Below are 25,082 nucleotides of genomic sequence, written 5' to 3'. Positions count from 1 at the left end.
TTTATACTTTTTCCTTTATCCTTGATGTTTTTCCATCATTTCAATGAAATCATCAAAAAGGAATTCTGTATCAGTTGGACCACTGGATGCTTCAGGGTGAAACTGAGAAGCGAAAAATGGTTTGCTTACGTGCTTGATTCCTTCACAAGTATTGTCGTTGGCATTAATGAATAATGGTTCCCACTCTTTTGGTAAAGTATCATTGTTGATTGCATAACCATGGTTCTGAGAGGTAATGAAACAGCGTTTGGTTCCTTTAAGAACTACTGGCTGATTGTGACTTCTATGTCCGTATTTCAGTTTGTAAGTATCGGCACCTGCAGCCAAGGCCATCAACTGTGTTCCCAGACAAATTCCCATAATTGGTGTATCCTGCTCAAAAGCTTTCTTCAGGTTTGCAATAGCAGCTGTATTTTGCTTCGGATCGCCAGGACCATTGGAGATGAATAATCCATCGTATTCCTCCTGAGTGAAGTCATAGTCATGTGGAACTCGAATCACTGTTGTATCGCGCTTTAGCAGACATCTGATGATGTTGTTCTTTACGCCGCAATCCAACAATAGCACTTTGTGTTTTCCATCGCCATAAACCTTTTTCTCTGGTGTGCTTACCTGTGCAACCAGGTTTTCAAGGTTAGGATCTTTCCATTCAGGTTCATTCCCTTCAAAAACAATTTTTGCCAACATACTTCCCTGTTCGCGAAGTTTTTTGGTCAATGCACGTGTATCTACACCATAAACGCCCGGAATTTTGTGCTCTTTCATCCAATCTGAAAGACTTAAACTTGCATTCCAGTGACTAAACTCTTCTGTGTAATCTGATACAATAAATGCCGATACCTGAATCTTTTCTGATTCATAAAATCGGAACAACTCATCTTCTTGCAATGTTCCCGGAACACCGTAGTTCCCAATCAAAGGGAAAGTACTCACCAAAATCTGTCCTTTATACGAAGGATCAGTCAAACTTTCCGGATAACCGGTCATTGCTGTGTTAAACACCATCTCTCCTGCCACGGAGCCCTCATACCCAAAAGATGTACCGACGTACTCTGATCCATCTTGTAAAATTAGCTTTGCTTTTGTCTGTTGTGACATAAAAGTTCTATAAAATGGTTATTAAATTCGATTAATAGTTAAATGTGCCGTATCGACCGCTTTTATATTCTATTTAGTAAGTTCATATAAGCCTCCTTGGTCTTGTGGAAGTTGAATGCTACAAATGTTTCATTCATTTTGCATACAATTCTGTCGTTACACAAATTCCCAAGACTTCCTTCGTGAACGTGATTGATTTCGCCCTCGTGTTTAAACTCTCCTGCCTCTACCAATTGTCCAACCTTCTTGTATGCATCACGGAAAGGAACGCCATCAACAACCATCTTGTTTACTTCTTCAACGGTAAACAGATATTGATAACGCTCATCATTCAATACTTCTTTGTTAATTTTCACTTCAGATAGCATGATTCTGGTCATTTCCAGACATGAAAGCATCTTATCGAATGATGGCATAAAGAATTCCTTTGTCAACTGATAATCTCTGTGATATCCTGATGGAAGATTAGAAGTTACTGCTTGAATTTGCGCAGGAAGCATTTGCAATGCATTGGCATGTGCTCTAATTACCTCAAACACATCTGGATTTTTCTTGTGTGGCATGATACTACTACCTGTCGTCAACTCATCAGGGAAACTTAGGAAGTTAAAGTTCTGCGAATTGTATAAACAGGCATCCATAGCCAGCTTAGCAATGGTCATGGCCATATTGGCTAATGCTGAAAGCACTGTGAACTCCATTTTTCCACGTCCCATTTGTGCATAAACCACATTGTAGCTTAGGTTATCGAAACCTAGCAAATCAGTTGTCATTTGACGATTTAGAGGGAAAGATGAACCATATCCAGCACCCGATCCCAATGGATTTTGATTTACTACCTTATATGCAGACTGAAGCACCAACAGGTCGTCCGTTAAACTTTCAGCATAGGATCCAAACCACAAACCAAACGATGAAGGCATTGCCACTTGCAAGTGAGTATAGCCTGGAATCAAAACATCCTTATAAGTATTGCTTTTCTCAATCAACAAGTCAAATAATAATCTTGCCTCACGCACGATCTCCTCTAGCTTGTTTCGAGTAAACAGTTTCAAGTCCAAAAGAACCTGGTCGTTTCTAGATCTTCCACTGTGTATTTTCTTACCAATATCTCCTAAAGCCTGTGTAAGCAAATACTCAATCTGCGAGTGAACATCCTCTATTCCTTCTTCGATCACAAAGGCTCCATTTTTTATGGATGAATATATTTTTCTTAGTTCTTCCTGAATTAGTTTTAATTCTTTCTTCTCCAACAGACCTATAGACTGTAGCATTTCAATGTGCGCAAGTGATCCAAGAACATCAAAAGCAGCCAGTTCCAGATCCAATTCACGGTCCATTCCAACCGTAAATTGTTCTATTTTCTTATCTACTTGTACGCCTTTGTCCCAAAGTTTCATATTTGTGTGATTTAAGTATTTTAGGTTATTTATTTGTTGTCAATTTTAATCCGTTCAACAAGTTATAATATTTTTCGATGCCTTGCCCAATTTCTTTCACATAGATAAACTCATCCGCTGTATGCGATCTTGCAGAATCACCTGGTCCCAATTTTAAGCTTGGAAACCCTTTCATAATTGCCTGATCAGATGTGGTTGGGGATCCGTAATAACCCATTCCTTGCTCTAAACCAGCTTGTATTAAAGGATGTTCCAAAGGAATACCTGATGAATTCATTCTAAATGATCTTGCTTTTACATCACTTTCAACATTTGCTTTAATGATCTCAAAAGCTTTCTCATTTGAGTAATGCTCGTTGGTTCTAACATCTACAACATATGTGCATGATGCTGGAATTACATTGTGTTGTTTTCCTGCGTTAATCTGCGTTACAGTCATTTTAACCGGCCCAAGCATTTCTGATTCATTCTCGAATTGGAAAGTGTGAAACCACTCAATATCCTTCATGGCAAGACTTATGGCATTTACACCTTCGTTTCTGGCAGCATGTCCCGGAACTCCTATGGCTTCACAATCAAGCACCATTAGTCCTTTCTCAGCAATGGCCATCTCCATTAGGGTTGGCTCTCCAACGATACCAACATCAATTCTTCCAATTTCATCCTGAACCAACTCAAAACCATTCTTACCCGATATTTCCTCTTCTGCTGAAGCACAAAACACTCGGTTGTATTCCTGATCGGTTTCATCCAGCGCCAGGAAAGTTGCCATTAGTGATACCAGACAACCTCCTGCATCATTACTTCCTAATCCGTATAGTTTTCCATCAACCACTTCAGGATTGTAAGGATCTTTGGTCCACTTTTCGTTTGGTTTTACGGTATCCAAATGAGAATTCATTAGCAAAACAGGTTTGCCTTCATTAAAATTCTTATTGAATACCCAAACATTATTCCCTTTTCTATACACTTTATATCCAAAGGCTGATAACTTCTTATTCATCACATCAGCAACAAGATTTTCCTCTTTGCTAAAGGATTGGATCGAAATCAATTCTTTTAGTGTATTTAGGGCGATATCTGTGTATTTATCTAAATTCATTTTTCTTCTATTGAATAATCTGAGTTCCTGACGAATGATTGTTCGCCATCGAAACAAAATTGCCAATGATTACCTCTTCAACACCTTGTTTAAGTGCGTAAAAAGCATTTTCTGTTTTTGGCATCATTCCAGTATTAATGCTACCATCTTTTACCATTTGTGCACACTGTTCTGCATTTAAAACAGGCATTACACTGCTGTCATCATCGGCATCCATTAAAACTCCTAACTTTTCGAAACTATATACTAACTTCACCTTGTAGAAACGACTTAAAGCAGCAGCAACTTCGGTTGCAATGGTATCGGCGTTTGTATTAAGTAATTGCCCTTTACCATCGTGAGTAATTGGAGCAATTACCAAAGTAGAGTTGCACTCAATCTGTTTGCACAAAGCCAGTGTATTCACCTTCGTGATATCACCTACAAAACCAAAGTCAATTGTTGGATGATTACGCTTTTCTGCCAGAATTAAATCCTGATCGGCTCCGCACATTCCCATTGCATTTACGCCTCTGGCCTGAAGTGATGCTACAATATTCTTGTTCACCAATCCGGCATACACCATGGTAACCAGCTTTAGGTTTTCAGCATCAGTAATTCTTCTGCCATTCACCATTTTAGTTTTCACTCCAAGTTCTCCTGAAAGATCCGATGCCAGCTTTCCTCCTCCATGTACCAAAACCACTTTGCCACTCAAGTTTGAAAATGCATCCAGAAAGTCATTCAACTTATCTGGATCATCAATTACGTTTCCTCCAATTTTTACTACAGTTAGTTTGCTCATTTCTCTTTACAATTTGGGTTTTACTACTTTGTGTTAAGCCGCACAAGTGCTTGCTAAAACACAATTAAACGCTTTAATGAATTGGTCAGCCTCTTTCTTTGTAATCGAAAGTGGCGGCAACAAACGAAGAGTGTTCTGTCCTGAAGAACCGGTAAATATTCCATGTTCTTTTAGGAGCTTCGTTCTAATTTCCGACATGTTTTCTATGTCGATACCAATCATTAAGCCTTTCCCCCTTATTGCTTTAATTGCTTTATTCTCTTTTAAGTTTTCCATTAAATAATTCCCTATCTCAACAGAATTATCCAATAGTTTTTCTTCTTCAATAGTTTCCAGTACTGCTGTTGCAGCTGCACAAGCCAAGTGATTTCCTCCGAAGGTGGTTCCCAACATTCCTTTCCATGCCTTGATTTCCGGAGCTATCAGAACTCCTGCAATTGGAAAACCATTTCCCATCCCTTTTGCTGTGGTAATGATGTCTGGTTTTACACCTGAATACTGGTGAGCAAAGAACTTTCCGCTTCTTCCAAATCCTGATTGAATCTCATCCAAAATCAAGAGCGCACCATTTTGTTCGCATGCTGATTTTGTTGCTTTCAAGAAATCGACACTTGGTTCAAAAACACCATTAACACCTTGAATTCCTTCTATGATAACCGCTGAAACATCACCTTTTTCAAGCTCTTTTACCAGACTCTCGGTATCATTCATTTCAACAAAAACCACATTGTGCTTTGCATTGAATTCAGATGATAATTTTGGATTGTCGGTAACCGAAAGAGCTCCCCCAGTTCTACCATGAAATGCTCCTTTAATCGAGATTATCTTTGATTTCTGATTGTGGAATGATGCTATTTTCAATGCATTCTCATTGGCTTCTGCACCCGAGTTGCATAAGAACAGATTGTATTCAGCATATCCGCTAAGCTGGCCCAATTTACATGCCAGTTTTTCTTGTAATTCATTCTTTACTGCATTTGAATAGAATCCTAAACAATGCAGTTGGTTTTCAATTCTAAACATGTAATGTGGATGAGAATGACCAATAGAGATCACTCCATGTCCACCATAAAAATCCATGTATTGATTTCCTTTGTCATCAGAAAGTTTCATGCCCTTTCCGTTAACAAGATTTATATCGTAACAACTATATACGTCGAATAATTTCATTTTTCTTTCCTCCTTTTAAAAACCTACGGGTTTTAAGCCTAAGCCTTCTTTTTCATTCAATCCAAACATGATGTTCATATTCTGAACAGCCTGCCCTGATGCTCCTTTTAGTAAATTATCTATCACTGAGACAATCATTAATTTGTTTCCATGCTTCTCAAGATATAACACGCATTTATTGGTGTTAACTACTTGTTTTACATCAGGGATTACATTCGATATGGTAACAAAAGGATGTTCTGAATAATAAGATTGATATTTCTCTTTCGCTTCTTCCAGGCTCCACTCACAATCCGTATAAATGGTCGCCATGATTCCCCTGCTAAAATTCCCTCTTACCGGAATAAAGTTGATGGCTTTTGAGTAATCAGGCTGCAGCTGAAGTACAGATTCAGTAATTTCCGCCAGATGCTGATGCGTAAAAGCTTTGTAAACTGCTACATTGTTATTCTTCCAGCTAAAATGAGAAGTTACTGTTGGATTTTGTCCTGCTCCAGTAGATCCTGTTATTGCATTTACATGAATTTCTTCACTTAATTGCTTTTCTTCTGCCAATGGAAGTAATCCCAATTCAATGCAAGTAGCAAAACATCCTGGATTAGCAATTCTGCTAGCTGTTTCAATGCTTTCCTTATTCAATTCCGGTAATCCGTAAACAAAACCGGCATCATTATTTTTAGGTCTGTAATCGGTACTTAAATCAATAATATACAAATCATTCGGCAAGTTATTCTGCTCTAGGAAAGCTTTGGTTTTTCCATGCCCTGAACAAATAAATATTGCATCTACCGCTGAATAATCGGCCTCTCCAAAAATTAAATCTGTATCACCAAGTAAATCCTTGTGCACATCTGTAATTGGATGCCCGGCATGGCTCGTACTCTGTACAAAAGCAATATTTACCGTTGGGTGCCAAACTAATATGCGTAGCAATTCTCCTGCAGTATATCCTGCACCACCTATAATTCCAACATTCACCATCTTATTGCTTATTTACTGTATGATAAATCTTAAGAGAATTGGCTAAAATATTTGTGAAGCCTTTTACATCATCAGCTGTCCAACCTTCGTTACTTTCGCCATACTGACCAAACAAATCAGACATTAGATCGTTAGGTGATTCAATACCTTCAACAAAGAACTGTTTTGGGCTCATATTAATGAAAACTGTACCATTCACATTTTTTTGTGAATCAACAAGGAAAGTCTCCATATTTCTCATTACCGGCTCTAAATACTGTGCTTCATGAAGCAACATGCCATAGAAGTTGGAAATTTGTTCTTTCCAGTACATTTGCCACTTGGTTAAAGTGTGCTTTTCCAAAGTCTCATGAGCTTTTATAATCATTAAAGGAGCTGCAGCTTCGAATGCTACTCTACCTTTGGTACCAATAATGGTATCACCTACGTGCATATCTCTTCCGATACCGAAGGCTGCACCAGCTGCTTCTATTTTTTGAATTGCCTCTAAAGCGTGTGCTACTTTTTCGCCGTTAACCGCTACCAATTCACCTTCCTTAAACTCAATGCTTAATTTCTCTGGCTCTGTTTTTACAACTTGCTTAGGGTAAGCTTCCTCAGGCAATGGTTGACTTGAGGTTAGGGTCTCTTTTCCTCCAATACTGGTTCCCCAAATCCCAGCATTAATGGAATACTTCATTTTCTCAAAGTTCGCATGAATACCATGATCTTTCAAGTACTGAATTTCAGTTTCTCTGCTTAATTCAAGATCTCTGGTTGGAGTAATAATTTCGGCATTTGGAGCCATGATTTTAAAAATCAAATCGAATCTGATTTGATCATTTCCTGCACCTGTACTCCCGTGTGCGATATAATCTGCATTAATGGAATGAGCATATTGAGCAATGGCCATTGCTTGAAATGCTCTCTCTGAGCTTACTGATAATGGGTATGTATTATTTTTAAGTACATTCCCCATAATCATGTATTTGATACATTTTTCGTAGTACTCTTTTGTAATATCCAGCGATACGTGTTCAACAACTCCCAATTGCTTGGTTCTATCTTCAATTTCAGCCAGTTCTTCATCACTAAAACCACCCGTATTTCCTAATGCGGTGTACACTTCCATCCCCAACTCCTTAGAAAGGTAAAGTGCACAATATGTTGTATCTAATCCGCCGCTATATGCTAATACTACTTTTTTCTTATCTGTTGTCATTGTTTTCTCTTTTTAGATTGATTGAATTGTTTATTTGCTTTCGTTTGAATTGGGTGTACCATTTTTACTCGGATCGAATAACATCCCTGTACAAAGGCACATTTTCTTATCCGTTCTTTGCAGAATATCGTAGTTCACACAACTACTACATCCTTTCCAAAATGATTCATCAGTAGTTAACTCTGAGAATGTTACTGGTCTGTAACCCAAATCCGAATTGATCTTCATTACAGGAAGACTGGTTGTTAAACCAAAGATTTTAGCCTGTGGATATCTCTTCCTCGACAACTTGAATGCTTCCGCTTTGATTAATCTTGCTAATCCTACTGCTCGGTATTCCGGATCAACAATTAAACCTGAATTGGCAACATATTTACCATGTTCCCAAGTTTCTATATAGCAGAATCCAATTACTTTTAAGTCATCAAAAGCAATGATAGCTTTCCCTTCCTGAATCTTTTGTACCAGGTACAAAGGATTTCTTTTTGCAATTCCAGTACCGCGTATTTTTGCGGCCCTTTCAATCATATCGCAAATTTCTGTTGCATAATCAATATGTCTTAAATCTGCTACAATGACACTTATTTTTTGCTCAACTTCCATTAATGTGTCTATCATTTGTTAGTCTCTAGGTTTCCCAAAATAAAGCTACACCAGTAAGGCATAACCACTTGTTATTAATATCAATAAAGAATGTTTCTTTTAATTTGCTGTTGTTTAAAATCCGAAACCTTCGTCGTCGGAATTCTAAGGAGTTGTTTGTTTTCATCTTATTTTGTTTTAATTATTTCACACAAAAAAAGCCTACCGCAGGAACGGTAAGCTTAATACAGGTTATTATATATCTGACAATCAGATACAGCAAGCTCATCCGTCCCTCCTGGGTAACAGTTACTTCGCAAATGGCGTCGGCTTTCTGTATAGATTATACTTTTCATTTTTATATTCTTTAATTCAATTGCTTTCAAATAGTTCAAAAAAAAGGCTTACCGGGAAAACGGTAAGCCTTCTATATATTGTTCTTAATCATTGATTACACGACAATAAGACTAAATCCGCTTTCCCTAAAGGTGCGCTCATTCGTCGTCGTCGGATGTAAAACAATTGAATCATTTCGTTCTTCTTATTAAATAAATTTCAAAAAAAAACTTTCCGAATTGGAAAGCTTGGGAAAAAATCATACCAACACTTGTCCTTATCGTTAAAATAAAGATCTAAAAATGCGTCGTCGAATGATTAATACTTTTTCCATGCTTCTTTTGACTTGTTGGGTACAAAGATAAGTGCAAAAAAAATTAAAATCCTAATGAAAAAGTATTTTTTTTACTACATCCCATATTTAAAACCTTTGCGTAAGAAAAATAGAAAATATTTTCAAAAACCTCATTTAAATTCAAGGGTAAACTTTTTATTATCCCATTTTGTAGAGGTTTTGGCTGAGAACACATTCAACTTACAAATATAAATTAAGATACATTAGTCTTTTTTATGTTCTCACCCTTAGCTTAGTTAATGATTTTTAACACTTTAAATGTTGATTTTTTTCAAACCATTTATAAATTGCGCCGTAGAATTGCTTTAGTTGTCAAAAATTAAATAGTTGAAATCATTATGGAGTGGAAAAAAATTGTTGGATTTGTGTTGTTTGGTTTAGCTGTTGTTACTTTTATTCTTACTTTCTCTTTTCCTTTTATTCTTGCCGGAACTAAAAAAGTTGTTTTCTTTACTGCATCTGTTTACGTCTTAAATAAAGTATTCTTTTATTCTTCTTTGTATATTTTGGGTAAACAATTCATTACAAAGATTGGAAAATACCTTCCTAAATGGATTGAAAAGAAACTTCTTAAAATTTTAAAAGTTCAACCTGTTATTGAAACTGCAAAATAATGATAATATCCTTTTTAGGATATTTTTTTTGCTCAATCATCAAAACTTAACATTAATATAAAATTACCAAAATAGGTAATTTTAAAATGTTTCTTGATGGATATTTCGTAATCAACTGATTATCACGAAAACCTTTGCGAGAAAAAAATATGACATTTTTCAGGTTTTAAAACGTTTGCGAATAAATACTAAACAATAATAGTTGTTTTAAAGCATTTTTTTAAGCTATATTTGTTGCAACGGATTAGACAAGCTTAAATTTTTATCACTACATTTTCTGAATGTATTCTTAAAGACAGCGACAATCGGATTCATTGTGTCGCTACTGAAAAACGGAGAGAGTTGGGGACTTTCTCATCGCTCAGTGTCTTCAAAAAAGAAAAATCATGGCCTGGCTTCGCACTTAAATAATGCCTATGCGAAACCTAAGACCAAGCCGACAGGGTCTGTACGACCCGACGAATGAACATGACAATTGTGGAATTGGCTTTGTAGCCAATATTAAAGGAAAAAAATCGTACGAAATTATTACGCGCGGTCTGGAAGTTCTATGCAATATGGAACACCGAGGTGCTCGTGGTGCCGATAACGTAAGTGGAGATGGTGCAGGTATCTTGATGCAAGTACCACACAGCTTTTACCATAAAATTGGCATTAAACTTCCATTAGCCGGTAAGTATGGAACAGGACTCATTTTCTTACCACAAGACGAAACTGAGGAAAAATTTTGTATTGAAGTCTTAATTCAAATTCTGGAAGAAGAGGGATTGGAATTTCTTCAATTACGTGATGTCCCAACAGACACTAATGCAATTGGGGAAATTGCAAGACAATCGGAACCCGTAATTAAACAAATCTTTGTTGGTGGAAACTACGAACAAGATGACTTAGAACGTCGTTTGTATCTTGCCAGAAAACAAGCCGAGAGCTATGTTAGAGCTACCAAGATGAAAGAAAAAGAGATGTTTTACATCCCAAGCTTATCATCTAAGGTACTTGTTTACAAAGGAATGTTTGCCAGCGATCAACTTGGAAAGTATTTTGGCGATTTGCAGGATCCAAGAATGGAATCGGCCATTGCCATGGTACACTCCAGATTTAGCACCAACACCTTCCCTTCATGGGATTTGGCGCAACCTTTCCGCATTGTTGCTCATAACGGAGAGATTAATACCATTAAAGGTAACCGTTTATGGATGCAGGCTCGTGAATCTCTTTTAAAGTCGGAACTGTATGGAGAAGATATTAAAAAACTATTCCCTGTTGTAGAGCCGAACAAAAGTGATTCAGCATCTTTTGACAATGTATTGGAGTTCCTATTCTTAACAGGTAGAAGTTTACCTCATGCCTTAAGTATGATGGTGCCTGAATCGTGGAATGAAAAGAATCCAATTCCAGATAGTTTAAAGGCCTTTTATGAGTATCATTCAACCTTTATGGAACCTTGGGATGGTCCTGCTTCATTGGTTTTCTCTGATGGCAGATACATTGGAGGAACCTTGGATAGAAACGGATTGCGTCCATCTCGTTATGTCATTACTCAGGATGATATGATTGTAATGGGTTCGGAAGTTGGTATCCAAAATTTTAAAGCAGAAGAAATCAAGGAGAAAGGAAGATTGCGTCCTGGAAAGCTATTATTGGTAGATACACAATTGGGTATTATCATTCCTGATCAGGAGGTGAAATCACAATTGACTTATAGAAATCCTTATCAAAATTGGCTAAAAGAGAACAGATTGGATCTTAAGGCAATTCCTGTTGAAAAAAGAGTACCATCGGACATCGGGGATCATTTCGAAGTTTGCAAGGATGTATTTGGTTATTCCAAAGAGGATTTTGAGCGCATTATTTTGCCTATGGCTACAGGTGGTCAAGAACCCGTTGGCTCAATGGGTAATGACTCCCCTATTCCAGCCTTATCAGAAAAACCTCATTTGCTTTTTAATTATTTCCGTCAGCTTTTTGCACAGGTAACCAATCCACCGATTGATTCTATTCGTGAGAATCTGGTAATGGATTTGACCAACTATATTGGAGCGGTTCAAAAGAATCTGTTGGATGAGACACCACAGCATTGTAAGTTGATTCGATTCAAGAGTCCATTGATTACAAATACGGATCTTGGAAAAATCAAGAAGCTGAGACATGAGGAATTTAGACATGCAACGCTTGATATGCTTTTCAAGGCTGCCGATAATGGTCAAGGTCTTGAATATGCTTTGGATTCCCTTTGTAAGCTTGCAGAAAAGGCTGTAGATGATAAAAAGAACTATATCATCCTTACCGATAGAAATGTAAGCAAAACAATGGCTCCTATTCCTGTTTTGTTAGCTGTTGCTGCTGTTCATCACCACTTGATCAAGAAGCGCAAGAGAATGCAAATTGGTTTGGTTGTTGAAACAGGAGAAGCTCGTGAGGTAAATCATTTCGCGCTATTAATTGCTTATGGTGCAAGTGTTATCAACCCATACATGAGTTATGCCGTAATTGATAAGCTTGTAAAAGAAGGTAGAATTAGCTTAGAATATAAGTCAGCTCGTAAAAACTATATCAAATCTGTGGACAAAGGATTACTTAAAGTGATGTCGAAGATGGGTATCTCGACCATTGGAAGTTACCTGGGAGCACAAATTTATGAGGCTTTAGGTATCAGTAATGAAGTAATTAATAAGTATTTTACAGGTACTGCATCAAGAATTGGTGGAGTTGGTTTAAAGGAGATCTCTGAAGAGATGCTATGTCATCATAAGAAAGCATTTACTGAGAAAGATCCTTTTGAAAATCAGGATCTATTAACCACCAATGGAAGTATTCATTACCGCAAAAACGGTGAGAAACACAGTTGGAATCCAGAATCGATTGGTTTATTACAATGGTCGACAAGAACAAACAACTATGCCAAATACAAAGAGTATTCGAAATTAGTTGATGCCGAAACCAGAAATCCAAACTTCTTGCGCGGATATTTCGATTTCAAATCAAATCCTATTGATATTTCTGAGGTTGAGCCTGTAGAAAATATCATGAAGCGATTCTGTACCGGTGCAATGTCTTACGGATCTATTTCAAAAGAAGCACACGAGGCATTGGCAATCGCCATGAATCAGATCGGTGGTAGAAGTAACACCGGTGAAGGTGGAGAAAGTGCCAAAAGGTTCTTCTCCAGCGCACGCAGCTCTATCAAGCAAATTGCTTCTGGTCGATTTGGTGTGAATACTGGCTATTTGGTGAATGCTGATGAGCTACAAATTAAGGTAGCACAAGGTGCAAAACCAGGCGAAGGAGGACAGTTACCGGGCTTTAAGGTGGATAAGATAATTGCCAAGTTGAGAAATTCAACACCGGGAATTACCTTGATCTCTCCTCCTCCACATCACGATATTTATTCAATTGAGGATTTGGCACAGTTGATCTACGATTTAAAAAATGTGAATCCAACAGCATGTGTAAGTGTGAAATTAGTATCTGAAAACGGTGTTGGTACAGTTGCTGCTGGTGTTGCCAAAGCCAACGCCGATTTAATTGTAATTAGCGGTGCCGAAGGTGGTACAGGTGCAAGTCCGTTGAGTTCCATTAAAAATGCCGGTTTACCTGTAGAACTTGGATTGGCTGAAGCTCAGCAGACATTGGTGCTTAACGACCTTAGAGGAAGAATTAAGCTACAAACCGATGGCCAGCTGAAAACAGGTAGAGATATTATTTCTATGGCTTTATTAGGAGCTGAAGAGTTTGGATTTGCTACAAGTGCTTTGGTTGTTCTAGGTTGTGTGATGATGCGTAAGTGTCACCTAAATACTTGTCCTGTTGGGATTGCAACTCAAAATAAAGAGTTAAGAGAAAAATTCCTTGGACGCTCGGAATGGGTAGTAAACTTCTTCACTTTCCTTGCAGAGGAATGTAGAGAGTTAATGGCTGAACTTGGAGTACGTAAGTTTGATGATTTGGTTGGCAGATCAGATTTATTGGTAAAGCGTAAGGATATCAAGAAATGGAAAGCAGATACAGTTGACATTCAAAACTTATTACACTTACCAGAAACTGATGGACATGAATTGTGTGGTGTTAATGCTACAATTAAATCGATTGGCGAAGTATTGGATCATGAACTAATCAAACAATCTGAAAAGGCCTTACATGATGGTGAAAAAGTATGGATTGATTCGAAAATTAAGAATACAGATCGTACAACCGGTGCCATGTTATCAGGTAAAGTTGCGGCTTTAAAACCAAAACGAGAATTAGAAGAGGACACCATATATTGTCGATTTAGAGGTTCAGCAGGACAAAGTTTTGGAGCATTCCTTGAGAAAGGTGTGACATTTAAACTGGAAGGTGATTCAAATGACTATTTCGGAAAGGGTCTTTCGGGTGGTAAAATCGTGGTTCAACCACCAAACAAAACTACATTTAAACCTGAAAAGCAGATTATCATTGGTAATACAGCTTTGTATGGGGCAACAAATGGTGAAGCCTACATTAGAGGTATGGCAGGAGAACGTTTCTGTGTAAGAAACTCTGGTGCTAAAGCAGTGGTTGAAGGCGTTGGTGATCATGGTTGTGAATACATGACTGGTGGTCGTGTAGTGATCTTGGGACCTACTGGTAGAAACTTTGCCGCAGGTATGAGTGGTGGTATTGCCTATGTTCTGAATATGGAAGGACAATTGGATTATTTTTGTAATCAAAGCTTAGTATCTCTTGAACCAGTAGAAAATCTGCAAGATATACATGAGCTTCAAGGCTTGATACATCAACATTTACTTCTAACTCAAAGTAGTGTTGCCTCTAATGTTTTAACTCATTGGGATGAATATCTTCCTCATTTCGTTAAGGTAATTCCTTACGAATACAAGAAAGTATTGGAAGAGAAGAAACTAATGAAGATTCGTCGCAAGCTGAAGCAGGCACAATCACAAACAGAGGTACATGAGTAAATCAATAAACAGTGAACAGTTATCAATGAACTATATTGTTTTACAGATTGATAACTGTTGACTGATAACTGTAAATTGAAAGATTATGGGAAATCCGAAAGGTTTTTTAGAGATAAAAAGAAAAGAGGCCGGTTATCGTTCGGTAAGAGATAGAATTGGAGATTTTGGAGAAGTAGAACAAACTTTGAACTTGGAAGACAGAATTGATCAGGCATCAAGATGTATGGATTGTGGCATTCCTTTCTGTCACTGGGCTTGTCCAACCTCAAGTAAAATACCTGAATGGCAGGATGCAATTTATAGAGAGAATTGGGAAGAAGCAGCTCAGATTCTTCAGTCCACCAATAGTTTTCCTGAGTTTACAGGAAGAGTATGCCCTGCTCCATGTGAAAAATCATGCGTACTGTCATTGCACAATTCGCCTGTTACCATTCGGGAAAATGAAGCATCCGTAATTGAAAAGGCATTTGACTACGGATATATCAAAGCTAGACCTGTTGCCAAAAGAACAGGTAAAAAAGTAGCAGTTATAGGATCTGGTCCCGCCGGTTTGTCGGTTGCCGATCTTTTAAACCAAGCTGGACACAACGTAACAGTATTCGAAAGAGATGATGCCATTGGTGGTTTGCTAAGATATGGTATTCCAGATTTTAAACTCGACAAACATGTTATTGATAGAAGATTGGAATTGTTTGTTGAAGAGGGAATTGAATTTAAAACCAATCAAGATGTTGGTGTAAATGTATCATTCGCTGACTTAGAAAAGGAATACGATGCCATTTGTCTTGCAATTGGAGCAATGAAACCACGTGACTTACCTATCGAAGGCCGCGATTTGAAAGGAATTCACTTCGCTATGGATTTTCTAAAACAACAAAACAAAGTGATTCGCGGTGATGAATTTGGCAAGCAGGAAAGAATCTCTGCTAAAGGTAAAAATGTGGTAGTAATTGGCGGTGGCGATACAGGTTCTGACTGTGTGGGGACATCAGTACGCCAAAAGGCAAAATCGGTACTTCAAATTGAATTGTTACCAAAGCCACCAGCAGAAAGAGAGGAACACAACCCGTGGCCTTACTGGCCAAATACTTTAAGAACCTCAAGTTCTCATTTGGAAGGATGTAAAAGACGTTGGTCTTTGAGTTCGAAGCAATTTAAAGGAGAAAATGGACAAGTTAATCAACTTGAAATTGTACAAATTGAATGGACAAAAGATGCCCAGGGACAATTTCAGATGAAAGAGATTCCAGGGACAGAAGAAACAATTGATGCGGACTTGGTTCTATTGGCAATGGGCTTTGTTCATCCTATACACGAAGGATTGGTAAGTGAATTGGGTTTAGATTTGGATGCAAGAGGTAATATTAAAACCGATACCCAAGGCAAAACTTCTAACTCAAAGATTTTTTGTTGTGGTGATGCCACTACTGGTGCAAGCCTTGTAGTACGTGCTTTGGATAGCGGTAGAAAAACTGCACATTCAATTCATAAGTATCTAAGAAAGTAGAAAATATACAATAAGCCCACACAAAGCATAGGCAGTTGAGTTTAGGAACCGATAGGTAACAAATCATTAACTATCGGTTCTTTTTTTAGATTACTTCTGCTAATCATGGATAACTAACCTGTAAAATGCCAATGGTCAATTCTTGATTCAATTGCTATTTATCTTACCTTTGGATTTCAATTTCCTGATATGAGCAAGAAAGACTTAAAAGAATACATTCATCACCTCACCAAAGAACAACTAGAAGAGCAAATTATAGATTTGTATACCAGATTCAAAGATGTTAAGGAGTTTTACGATTTTGCTTTTAATCCCAAGGAAAATAAACTAATGGAGGAATGTAAATTCAAGATCTCCAAAGAGTATTTTCCTGTTAATGGCAGAAAAGCAAAAATGAGACGCTCTGTTGCCCAGAACTACATCAGGCACTTTAACAGATTAGGTGTAGATTCTTCCTTAATTGCTGATATCATGCTCTACAATATTGAAGTGGCTCAAACCTATACATCCGAACAATTTATCAAGCAGGAATCATTCTATAAAAGCATGCTTAAATCATTTCAGGAGGCTGTAAAATATATTCGTGACAATAGTCTGGATAATGAGTTTAAGGCTCGATTGAATAAGATCGTTGATGAATCGATAGATCAAAACTGGATGAACAGCAAAGGATTTATGATGGCTTATAAATAATCAATCCTCAATTAAATCATTTATAATTTCCTTTACGGATCGAATCTCACGAATCTCACCTATTGCTGGTCCTGCACACCATACATTGTCATATCCGGCTTTGAATGCGGATTGCTGAACTTTCCTCATTCCTTTCCATGCCAATATCATTTTAGCATACTTTTTCAATAGCGGACTATTATGAATCATCCATTCCAGAATATTTTCCTTTGTTCCTATTTTTTGTACATATGGAGTGTTGATAACGGTTAGAGGAGATCCTGTTAGCTTTGTAGTTTTTACAATATCATCTGAACCAAAATTTACAAGAGCCTGTTTGTATTCATTACTCACAGGTGACTCATGACTGGCAATAAAAATGGTTCCTACAGATACTCCTGCAGCACCACATTCGATTATAGATTTAATATCATTGCAATTGGTTACCCCACCAGCTGAAATGATAGGAATATTTATTTCTGCTCTTAATTGTTGAATCAAATCTCCAGCTTTCATACTACCACAATGTCCACCTGCATCAGAATTAACGGCAATTACAGCATCAGCGCCAAGTTGTTCTACTTTCTGTGCATACTTCACATCAACCACGTCACAAAATACTTTAATGCCTAAAGGTTTGCATTTTTCAATTACTTCACGCGGACTCCCTAAGGAAGTGATAATATAATCCACTTTAAGATCGAGAAGCGTTAAGAGTTGTTTTCGGTATTTCGGATTGGACTTATTGACAATTAAATTAAAACCAAAAGCTTTATCACTGCTATTTCTGATTGTATATATAGCATTACGCAGTTCCTTATCAGTCCTATAATTGTGTGCAGGTATTGCACCAGTACAGCCCATTTCCAAGGCTGCAATAATCATATTGGTATTCGACACCAAAAACATAGGTGCGATTAGAATAGGATGTTTAATGTTCAGAATTTGAGAAAGTGTTTTTGCTGTCATATCCTTAAGATACGAAATCCAACTAATCCAATAAACAAAAAAAAGACTCCCTGAATGGAAGCCTTAACTGTCTTATTTCTTCATAATAAAAGAAATAGGGATATGCAATCTTTTACACCAGGAAGCTTCGGAGTGGTTCTCTCCTTCAAATTCCATTGTAATCCAATTCTCTTTTGAGTATCCTTTCTGTCTCATAATTTTATCTACCTCCATCTGTAATGGTTTGTATAAACTGTCAAGGGTTTCCGTTCCATAATCAAAATAGATTTTGTGATTTTCCGGAGAAGGTAGATTGTTTGTCAGGTAAGAATAAAAGGCTTCTGGAATTTTGTTATTGCTTATTTTAGTATCACCGGGCCAATGAGTAGATATACAAGCAGCAGCTTCAAATACATCAGGATATTCACAAATGGCATACATCGAAATTAATCCTCCCATGCTAGAACCTGCTATATATGTATTGGCTTTATCGGTTTTTACGGAAAAATTCTTGTCGATAAAGGGTTTTAACTCTTTGGTGAGAAACTTTAGGTATTCGTCTGCTCTCAAATCTCCCAATAAAGTATCTTTCAACTGTTTTTGCAATTCCAAGGGTAAATAGCTGGCCGCTTTTTCAGGAAAATAATCACTGTGACGATATTTACCTCCATTCCAAACTCCAACAACAATGCAATCTTCTATAATTCCCTCATTAATAAGTTTGGAAACCACTTCATCAACCATCCATTCCTGTTTGTTCCAACTTTTAGTTGCATCGTATAGCATCTGACCGTCGTGCATGTATAAAACAGCATACTTTTTATCTGTTGTATATCCGTCTGGCAACCAAACATCAACATTTCTTGGAACTATGTAATTTGACTCAAAGTTTTCAAACCTTTTTATGGTTCCGCTCGCAACTTCAGGCAACTGTGCATTGGTCGATAATGAAAAACACAAACAGAGCAACAATAATATCCTCATATCAATAAGTATTAATTTAATATCAGAAACCCAATTTGAACAGGAATAAGCAGATTTACAAACTTTAAGTACAAATGCATTGATTCAGCATACAAACTACCAGAATAGGCCATAAAGAGCTTTGAGAGATATACAAAAAAAAGGACCAACTATCGTTGATCCTTTTATTCGAGTGCGGATGAAGGGACTCGAACCCCCACGCCCGAAGGCACTAGATCCTAAGTCTAGCGCGGCTACCAATTACGCCACATCCGCCTTGCGTTTGATTGCGATGCAAATATGGTGGATTTTTTCTTTACTACAAAATATTCTGATAAAAAAATATCGCCACACTCCCCTATTTTAGGGCTATTCAACACTAAACTACCTGATAGACAAGTGAATTATATGACAATGTTTTTTCAAAAAAAATAGCCGAAGTGTGAACTTCGGCTAATCATATAAACAATGAAAACTTATGAAAAAATTATTATTGATTTTTAGATAATAACTTTAGTATTAAAAAGCCCGTTATTCCGGAGAAGAAAGAGGCAATTAAGACTGCTAATTTTGCCAAACTCAATACTTCACCATCCGTAAATGCCAATTGAGAAACAAAAAACGACATTGTAAATCCTATTCCTCCCAGGAAACCAATCCCAAGTATTTGTGACCAACATATTTCACTTGGCTTTTGTGCCAACTTCATTTTAACTCCAATCCATGAAAACAGGAATATTCCCAACGGTTTACCTACAAAAAGCCCTGCAATAATTCCAATGGATATGGGTTCAAATACTCTACTTGTTAATTCTGTATCAATTATTACCCCGGCATTTGCAAATGCAAACAGAGGAACAATTAAGTAGGCTACCCATGGATGGAACGAATGTTCCAATCTTTGCAGTGGTGATATCACTTTTATACAAATACTCTCAATAGAACTAACTGAAGACTGTATGAATTTCTCGTTTGGCTTCTTTGAAAGCTTAGATATTTTTGTTTCCAGGTTTTCCAATAACTCTTGATTTGAACCAATAAATTCGAATAGATTTTTACTCGCTCGTGCTGGAATTGTAAGAGCCAATAGAATTCCTGCCAAAGTAGCATGCACTCCCGATTTTAAAAGTACATACCAAAGAAATACTCCAAAAATCAAGTAAACCGGTATATTTCTAATTTTAAGATAATTAAAAAACCATAGCACGGCATAAATTCCACCGCCGTATAATAAATATATCCAATCTATTTCGCTGGTATAATACAATGCTATTACTATTACAGCTCCAATATCATCTACAATAGCTATGGAAGTTAGCAACAATTTAAGCGAAATTGGAATTCGTTTACCCAATAGAATCAGAATACCTAACGCAAATGCTATATCTGTTGCCATTGGCACTCCCCATCCATGTGTTCCAGACCCTTGTGTATTAAAACTCACATATATTAATGCTGGAATTAACATCCCACCAATCGCTGCAAAAATTGGCAAACTTGCTTTCTTAATCGATGATAATCCACCGGTTAATAGTTCTCTTTTGATTTCTAATCCAACCACAAAAAAGAAAACTGCCATTAAACCATCATTGATCCAATGAAGGAAAGACTTTTTTAGACTCCAATCACCGAACTGAACTCCAAAATAATTGCTCCAATAAGCAATAAAAGATTCTCCTATGGCAGAATTGGCCAATACCAAAGCCATAACGGTAAAAAACATTAAAACAATACCACTAAACGCTTCTAATCGTACGAATTCAACCAAAGGATCTTTAATCCTATGAAATAATTTTTGCTTTTTTAAAAATTGAATCATCTTTCCCTAAAATTTAATACTAATACCGAATGGTATTTAATCCCAAAAGTTTTCAGGATTAAAATATAAATGTTGTAACAATATCGTTATCCAATCAAATGGATTGCGAAAATATCAAGCAGAGATGGCAATTACAATGGGGTTTTCCCTACTTCACACCCAATCTGGAAGAATAACAATTGAGGTCAATCAATTGTTCTATAATAAAAAATATAGTTAAGCCTAAAATTTAATGATTTGGTGCTTAAATGCATAAATTACCAAATTAACCGTATTAAAGGTTCCCGTTTTTTGAAACAAACTGCTTTTGTGTTTTTCAATGGTTTTAATACTTAAAAAAGTAGCCTCTGCAATTTGCTTGTTGGCATACCCTTTACAAATTAGCTCCAATACTTCTTTTTCTCTTTCTGTAAATTCAGGCAAATTATCTTTCTTCTCTTTCTTTTTACGAAGCATGTTTAACTTGCCCGATAACAGACTTACAATTTCATCAGAAAAATAGTTTCCTCCTTCATATACCTTCACAATCGCTTTTTCAAACTCTTCAATTTCAGCACTCTTTAGCATATAACCCTCAACACCAGCCATTAACATTTGTTCAAGGTAATCATCATCAAGAAATGTGGTTAAGGCAATAATCTTTAGATCCGGATACATTTCAAGAGCTTTCTGACTTGCCTCTACCCCGTCAAGCTGTGGCATATTGATGTCCATAAAAATAATATCGGCCTGTTGATCAGTAATTAATGAAAGAAACTCATTTCCATTTGAAGCTTCGGCGATGACTTCCACAAAAGAAAAGCTCTGTAGAAGCATACGAAATCCATCTCTAAATATCTTGTGATCGTCAACCAGTATTATTCTTATTTTATCCATCTATCTTTGATTTGATTTACTAAGTGCAAATTGAATTTTTATCTTAAACCCTTTATCCTTTGAAGTTTGTATTTGATAGGTTCCATTAATGGATTCAACTCGCTCAATAATATTTTGCAACCCCATGCCTTTTCCATCTATGGTTTTCAACCTCTCTAAATCAAAGCCAACACCGTTGTCGGAGTATTGTAATACCAAAATGTTTTCGCCGGATAGTTTTATTTGAATATCTGTGGCCTTTGCATGTTTTAAGGTATTATTTATCAACTCGCTGCATATGCGATAAATCACCACTTGTGTACTTTGAAGCGGTTGCCCTTTAAACTCATTTACATGCAAGGTAACATCCACATTATCAAGATTGTTGATTTTATCCACCAGGCGTTGCAGGGATTCCTGAAGGTTGTACCTGTTTAAAACAGAAGGATTCAGGTTATTAATAACTTCAGATACCGTATCAAGCGCTTGTTTTGACAGCTGGTTGATTTGTCGTACTTTATCCAGGGAGTTTTTGTTATCTATTAACTCTTTTCCAAGCATTTTACCATACAAACCGATGCTGGAAAGTAAGGCTCCAAGCCCATCATGCAGCTCTCTGGCGATTCTTTTTCTTTCGCGCTGCTCCACAGTCATCGTGTTGCGTACCAATTGCAAATGAGCATTGGTTAAAGAATTCATTAAACGAATCACCAGAAACAAACTACCTAAAAGTAGGATCAGTATAAAAGCAAGTAGGAAAAAGATATTTCGCTTAAACTTTTGGTTGGTTTGATAAATGTAAAGGTGCAAGGCTTTCTCGTAATTCGCGAAAGTTTTTGTAAACGCACTAACACTTTGTTTAAGATTTTTACCTTGCGATGGAACCTGATCATTTCTAACTATTGAATCAAAATCAAGAATAGTGCTCTTTACTTCCATTAGTGCAATCATGAAATTGCTATTCTCGCTTGTGTTGAATTCAAATTTTTTGGAAGCAATAATTTGTATGTTTTCGATATTCTGATAGACTTTGGCAAATAGAGAATCGATTGCGAAGGATATTGTAGAATTTGCGTCCTCCCGGTAATCGCCATACTTGATTCGAATATCATATACCTTAGTTTCAATCTTTTCCGAATTTTCAACCAATGCAATATGCTCATTATCCAGATCAGAGCTACGATCTAAAATATATAAAATAGCAGCTATGGCAATAAGACTAAAACCTATTAAAATCAGGGCAATCTTTTGCTTTACAAAAAACCTTCTATTCATTGAAAAATATATCCAGAATTACATTTAAGTCAAATCTACTAAATATTTTATTGTAATAAATAGTTGGCAAGAAGTTATCGTCACATTTTAATCCAAGTGATCAGAAAGGAAAGCTTCCAAAAACTAACTATGGTTTCACTATCTCAATGCCCTATTGGAAGCTTTCCGAAGAAAATCATTCGTATATCCCCTAATAATCAATTATAATTTATGATTTTCCTTTCTGATCTGCTTTGGTTGGTTTGTGAATGTATATTTGTAACTACCACTTAAATGCTTTATTTGATATTCTATCTGAGAGAACCACTTGTTTGCTGTTCATCATTAGTAAATTGGAAACAAATCCTTCATCTTTTACTCCCAGACTAAAAATTGGTCGGCTTGAACTCTGTAAGAAATCACTCAATAGTCTTTCGCTTGGTGAATTGCTAAACATTAAATCCTGAAAACCCTGAACCAATAGTAAATCGGCTTGTGTTTTTTTTGCAGATTCAATCAAAACATCACTCCTGGTATTGCTTTCTTTCTCCACAACTTCCACCGAACACTGTACCCCTTCATTCTCGATCAGGTGCTGCATAATTTGGGTTTTCTTATAAGCTAAACTTCTTTTAAGCTCAATATTAACGGTTAATGCAGCAAGCAATTTTATTTTCGCATTGAATGTTTTTCCCAGCAGTATCGACCAGTTCACCAAATCTCGCGATTGTCTTGAAGTATCTACCGGAACCAACACATTTCTAATGCCACTTCCTGTCCACCTGTCATTTACGCTCATAATCGGACATCTCGACGCTCGTATAATCTGGTTTACACTATTGCTATTGTATCTTTCTGCCAAACCATCAATTCGGTTGCTTCTGTTTAAAATGACCAAATTGAAAGGTTCGGAATCTATTATACTTTTAATTATCTGTACATGATTGCCCACTTCAACTCTAAGATTCACATCTTCTGGTATTCTTCCCCTAAAATGCGTTTTTGCAAAGCGTATTAAGCGCACCATTCCTCTTCCCTGAAGGCTGTTTTTTAGACTTGGCTGAAATACATTAGATAAACCTCCCACCTTCTGAACCACGTGCAACAATGTAATTTCAGCTCCAAACTGTTTCCTAAAAAACAAAGCTTGTTTAAAAGCTGTAGTACTTTCAACAGCTAAACTTACTGGCACCAATATCCGATTGAATCTATTTGCTTTCATCCTCACCCACTTTTAAAAGTTATCAACAGTTATTCCCTTACTCTTAACAAACCACTTATCGAAATAGCTAATAAGATTTTTCTCTTCGCACTTTACTTTCTTATCATTATATATCCATAACACACAATCATTTCTGTTTAGTTCCAGTTTATGATCTTTTGAAAGATTTTCGAACCTTACAGAGGCATTAGAACAAGCTGATGAATACGCTTTCACCAAATTTGCCTTATCATGAATCGAAATGTCATTTATACTTAAACCTACATGAACATCGCATTTCTGAGTCATGCAGATTTTTTGCAATGGACCAAGAATCGCTTCCGAAATTTCTGAATTCGAGTTGCTGATACATATACTCTTTACACTTCCTGCTGACTTACAATTTTGTAACACATAAAGCGGTTGTTTAACCGAAGTAAGAATGTTTTTAAACCTCGGATTGCGCTGTAAATCATTGTAAAAATCATTTAAAGCAAACACCACCTGCCAAGAATACTGTTTATACATTTCAGTATTAAAAAAATCAGTCAATTCACCTTCGTATGATAACAACTCTATATCTGCAGCATCCAAATGATAATTCTTAACTACATCTGCTTGTAAAGCTTTTAATTCCCGATCAGAAATATCTTTTAAGATAGGAGCCAAATCTCTTACCATTGATGCTCCATATGACGGTTTTTGCCATGTTTGAATAAAATATATCTTTGAACCTTTATTGTAAAGATATTTCATAGCAAAATCTATTGCAGAGTGATTTCCTTCTGAGAAATCTGCCAGTATCAATATTTTGTTGTTATGGTTCCTGTTCATCATCGCATTCTGTTTTGACACAAAGATATGGCGGTATACAAAGTTGCGAAACAGGCGGAATCCTAAATCGTATGGGGGCTTTCCCTACTTGTTAAAGTTTCATAATTTTCGTTCTCAAACGGCTTGTTGTATATCTATTTTTAATACTTTTGCCTATCATGTTATCGAAAATGAAAGAGAAATCAATATTTGTTATGCTAGTAAGTTTACTAGTAGTATTGGCTACCATGCTGAATTCAATTGATATTCAGCAGGAGACTTCTTTTTCTTTTAGCATGGAAAATTGTTCCGATTTAGAAGATACATCTTCTGATTATGAAGAGATGGACACCGAAGAGTTTGATGAGTTTTCGAGATGTAATTTTACTTTCTTTGCGAATGTAATTCTTCAGGAACATTTTTACGAGTGTCAAAAATCCAGCACCAAAGTCTTTCGATTAATTACACCGCCACCTCAGGTGTAAACCAG

Annotated in this window: 20 protein-coding genes and 1 tRNA gene; 5 read left to right on the top strand and 16 right to left on the bottom strand. The window is 36.7% G+C overall.

The genetic code is table 11. From position 1 onward, the window contains the following. Positions 1-15: 15 nt before the first annotated feature. The 8 genes from carA to ACKPCA_RS05370 all read right to left on the bottom strand — a co-directional run bounded on the left by carA (position 16) and on the right by ACKPCA_RS05370 (position 8,354). On the bottom strand, positions 16-1,098 hold the full coding sequence (gene carA / locus ACKPCA_RS05405) for a glutamine-hydrolyzing carbamoyl-phosphate synthase small subunit (RefSeq protein ID WP_321281809.1): 1,083 nt from the start codon (positions 1,096-1,098) through the stop codon (positions 16-18). 62 nt (positions 1,099-1,160) lie between these two features. Next, entirely contained in the window at positions 1,161-2,498 is a 1,338-nt protein-coding gene (gene argH, locus ACKPCA_RS05400) for an argininosuccinate lyase (protein ID WP_321281808.1), read from the bottom strand. A 25-nt stretch (positions 2,499-2,523) separates the two neighbouring features. Then, positions 2,524-3,600, bottom strand: coding sequence for a M20 family metallo-hydrolase (locus ACKPCA_RS05395; RefSeq protein ID WP_054721186.1), 1,077 nt, complete (start codon positions 3,598-3,600; stop codon positions 2,524-2,526). Between the two features lie 7 nt (positions 3,601-3,607). Beyond that, entirely contained in the window at positions 3,608-4,384 is a 777-nt protein-coding gene (gene argB, locus ACKPCA_RS05390; protein ID WP_321281807.1) for an acetylglutamate kinase, read from the bottom strand. Positions 4,385-4,417: 33 nt separating this feature from the next. Further along, complete coding sequence (locus tag ACKPCA_RS05385; RefSeq protein WP_321281806.1) at positions 4,418-5,554, bottom strand: aspartate aminotransferase family protein; 1,137 nt, start codon at positions 5,552-5,554, stop codon at positions 4,418-4,420. A 15-nt stretch (positions 5,555-5,569) separates the two neighbouring features. Next, entirely contained in the window at positions 5,570-6,535 is a 966-nt protein-coding gene (gene argC, locus ACKPCA_RS05380; protein WP_321281805.1) for an N-acetyl-gamma-glutamyl-phosphate reductase, read from the bottom strand. A gap of 1 nt (position 6,536) precedes the next feature. Next, the gene (locus ACKPCA_RS05375) at positions 6,537-7,736 is read right to left on the bottom strand and encodes an argininosuccinate synthase (protein WP_054721182.1); all 1,200 of its coding nucleotides are present in this window, start codon (positions 7,734-7,736) and stop codon (positions 6,537-6,539) included. A gap of 30 nt (positions 7,737-7,766) precedes the next feature. Continuing rightward, positions 7,767-8,354, bottom strand: coding sequence for a GNAT family N-acetyltransferase (locus tag ACKPCA_RS05370; RefSeq protein ID WP_245625921.1), 588 nt, complete (start codon positions 8,352-8,354; stop codon positions 7,767-7,769). Between the two features lie 993 nt (positions 8,355-9,347). Between ACKPCA_RS05370 and ACKPCA_RS05365 the strand changes: the two genes are divergently transcribed. The 4 genes from ACKPCA_RS05365 (at position 9,348) to ACKPCA_RS05350 (ending at position 16,760) form a co-directional block, all read left to right on the top strand. Continuing rightward, positions 9,348-9,623 (top strand): hypothetical protein, encoded by a 276-nt coding sequence (locus ACKPCA_RS05365; protein WP_054721180.1) that lies wholly within the window; start codon positions 9,348-9,350, stop codon positions 9,621-9,623. A 416-nt stretch (positions 9,624-10,039) separates the two neighbouring features. Then, on the top strand, positions 10,040-14,560 hold the full coding sequence (gene gltB / locus ACKPCA_RS05360; protein WP_321281804.1) for a glutamate synthase large subunit: 4,521 nt from the start codon (positions 10,040-10,042) through the stop codon (positions 14,558-14,560). A gap of 85 nt (positions 14,561-14,645) precedes the next feature. Next, the gene (locus tag ACKPCA_RS05355) at positions 14,646-16,067 is read left to right on the top strand and encodes a glutamate synthase subunit beta (RefSeq protein ID WP_321281803.1); all 1,422 of its coding nucleotides are present in this window, start codon (positions 14,646-14,648) and stop codon (positions 16,065-16,067) included. A 189-nt stretch (positions 16,068-16,256) separates the two neighbouring features. Further along, positions 16,257-16,760, top strand: coding sequence for a DUF6155 family protein (locus tag ACKPCA_RS05350; protein ID WP_321281802.1), 504 nt, complete (start codon positions 16,257-16,259; stop codon positions 16,758-16,760). Here ACKPCA_RS05350 and ACKPCA_RS05345 read toward each other — a convergent pair whose 3' ends face one another. The 8 genes from ACKPCA_RS05345 to ACKPCA_RS05310 all read right to left on the bottom strand — a co-directional run bounded on the left by ACKPCA_RS05345 (position 16,761) and on the right by ACKPCA_RS05310 (position 24,616). Then, positions 16,761-17,708, bottom strand: a complete 948-nt coding sequence (locus ACKPCA_RS05345; RefSeq protein ID WP_321281801.1) for an NAD(P)H-dependent flavin oxidoreductase — start codon at positions 17,706-17,708, stop codon at positions 16,761-16,763. A gap of 72 nt (positions 17,709-17,780) precedes the next feature. Then, positions 17,781-18,671, bottom strand: coding sequence for an alpha/beta hydrolase (locus ACKPCA_RS05340; protein WP_321281800.1), 891 nt, complete (start codon positions 18,669-18,671; stop codon positions 17,781-17,783). Positions 18,672-18,844: 173 nt separating this feature from the next. After that, positions 18,845-18,926 (bottom strand) — tRNA-Leu (locus ACKPCA_RS05335). 214 nt (positions 18,927-19,140) lie between these two features. Beyond that, positions 19,141-20,469, bottom strand: a complete 1,329-nt coding sequence (gene nhaA / locus ACKPCA_RS05330) for a Na+/H+ antiporter NhaA (RefSeq protein WP_054721176.1) — start codon at positions 20,467-20,469, stop codon at positions 19,141-19,143. 222 nt (positions 20,470-20,691) lie between these two features. Next, complete coding sequence (locus ACKPCA_RS05325) at positions 20,692-21,345, bottom strand: response regulator transcription factor (RefSeq protein WP_054721175.1); 654 nt, start codon at positions 21,343-21,345, stop codon at positions 20,692-20,694. Then, the gene (locus ACKPCA_RS05320; protein WP_321281799.1) at positions 21,346-22,599 is read right to left on the bottom strand and encodes a sensor histidine kinase; all 1,254 of its coding nucleotides are present in this window, start codon (positions 22,597-22,599) and stop codon (positions 21,346-21,348) included. A gap of 262 nt (positions 22,600-22,861) precedes the next feature. After that, entirely contained in the window at positions 22,862-23,800 is a 939-nt protein-coding gene (locus ACKPCA_RS05315; RefSeq protein WP_321281798.1) for a universal stress protein, read from the bottom strand. A gap of 12 nt (positions 23,801-23,812) precedes the next feature. Further along, positions 23,813-24,616 (bottom strand): hypothetical protein, encoded by an 804-nt coding sequence (locus ACKPCA_RS05310; RefSeq protein WP_321281797.1) that lies wholly within the window; start codon positions 24,614-24,616, stop codon positions 23,813-23,815. A gap of 191 nt (positions 24,617-24,807) precedes the next feature. On the opposite strand from ACKPCA_RS05310, the gene ACKPCA_RS05305 reads away from it, so the two are divergent. After that, positions 24,808-25,077: a hypothetical protein gene (locus ACKPCA_RS05305; RefSeq protein WP_321281796.1), complete on the top strand. Its 270-nt coding sequence runs from the start codon at positions 24,808-24,810 to the stop codon at positions 25,075-25,077. Positions 25,078-25,082 lie beyond the last annotated feature (5 nt).

The sequence above is a fragment of the Marinifilum fragile genome (genome assembly GCF_963677365.1).
Classification (GTDB): Bacteria; Bacteroidota; Bacteroidia; order Bacteroidales; family Marinifilaceae; genus Marinifilum; species Marinifilum fragile.
The sequence above is the reverse complement of the archived record's forward strand: the minus strand, read 5'-3'. Positions and strand labels throughout refer to the sequence as shown.

Excerpts from the sequence above, each read along its gene's own strand:
- carA (WP_321281809.1), bottom strand. The coding sequence starts at position 1,098 with ATGTCACAACAGACAAAAGCAAAGCTAATTTTACAAGATGGATCAGAG.
- argH (WP_321281808.1), bottom strand. The coding sequence starts at position 2,498 with ATGAAACTTTGGGACAAAGGCGTACAAGTAGATAAGAAAATAGAACAA.
- ACKPCA_RS05395 (WP_054721186.1), bottom strand. The coding sequence starts at position 3,600 with ATGAATTTAGATAAATACACAGATATCGCCCTAAATACACTAAAAGAA.
- argB (WP_321281807.1), bottom strand. The coding sequence starts at position 4,384 with ATGAGCAAACTAACTGTAGTAAAAATTGGAGGAAACGTAATTGATGAT.
- ACKPCA_RS05385 (WP_321281806.1), bottom strand. The coding sequence starts at position 5,554 with ATGAAATTATTCGACGTATATAGTTGTTACGATATAAATCTTGTTAAC.
- argC (WP_321281805.1), bottom strand. The coding sequence starts at position 6,535 with ATGGTGAATGTTGGAATTATAGGTGGTGCAGGATATACTGCAGGAGAA.
- ACKPCA_RS05375 (WP_054721182.1), bottom strand. The coding sequence starts at position 7,736 with ATGACAACAGATAAGAAAAAAGTAGTATTAGCATATAGCGGCGGATTA.
- ACKPCA_RS05370 (WP_245625921.1), bottom strand. The coding sequence starts at position 8,354 with ATGATAGACACATTAATGGAAGTTGAGCAAAAAATAAGTGTCATTGTA.
- ACKPCA_RS05365 (WP_054721180.1), top strand. The coding sequence starts at position 9,348 with ATGGAGTGGAAAAAAATTGTTGGATTTGTGTTGTTTGGTTTAGCTGTT.
- gltB (WP_321281804.1), top strand. The coding sequence starts at position 10,040 with ATGCGAAACCTAAGACCAAGCCGACAGGGTCTGTACGACCCGACGAAT.
- ACKPCA_RS05355 (WP_321281803.1), top strand. The coding sequence starts at position 14,646 with ATGGGAAATCCGAAAGGTTTTTTAGAGATAAAAAGAAAAGAGGCCGGT.
- ACKPCA_RS05350 (WP_321281802.1), top strand. The coding sequence starts at position 16,257 with ATGAGCAAGAAAGACTTAAAAGAATACATTCATCACCTCACCAAAGAA.
- ACKPCA_RS05345 (WP_321281801.1), bottom strand. The coding sequence starts at position 17,708 with ATGACAGCAAAAACACTTTCTCAAATTCTGAACATTAAACATCCTATT.
- ACKPCA_RS05340 (WP_321281800.1), bottom strand. The coding sequence starts at position 18,671 with ATGAGGATATTATTGTTGCTCTGTTTGTGTTTTTCATTATCGACCAAT.
- nhaA (WP_054721176.1), bottom strand. The coding sequence starts at position 20,469 with ATGATTCAATTTTTAAAAAAGCAAAAATTATTTCATAGGATTAAAGAT.
- ACKPCA_RS05325 (WP_054721175.1), bottom strand. The coding sequence starts at position 21,345 with ATGGATAAAATAAGAATAATACTGGTTGACGATCACAAGATATTTAGA.
- ACKPCA_RS05320 (WP_321281799.1), bottom strand. The coding sequence starts at position 22,599 with ATGAATAGAAGGTTTTTTGTAAAGCAAAAGATTGCCCTGATTTTAATA.
- ACKPCA_RS05315 (WP_321281798.1), bottom strand. The coding sequence starts at position 23,800 with ATGAAAGCAAATAGATTCAATCGGATATTGGTGCCAGTAAGTTTAGCT.
- ACKPCA_RS05310 (WP_321281797.1), bottom strand. The coding sequence starts at position 24,616 with ATGATGAACAGGAACCATAACAACAAAATATTGATACTGGCAGATTTC.
- ACKPCA_RS05305 (WP_321281796.1), top strand. The coding sequence starts at position 24,808 with ATGCTAGTAAGTTTACTAGTAGTATTGGCTACCATGCTGAATTCAATT.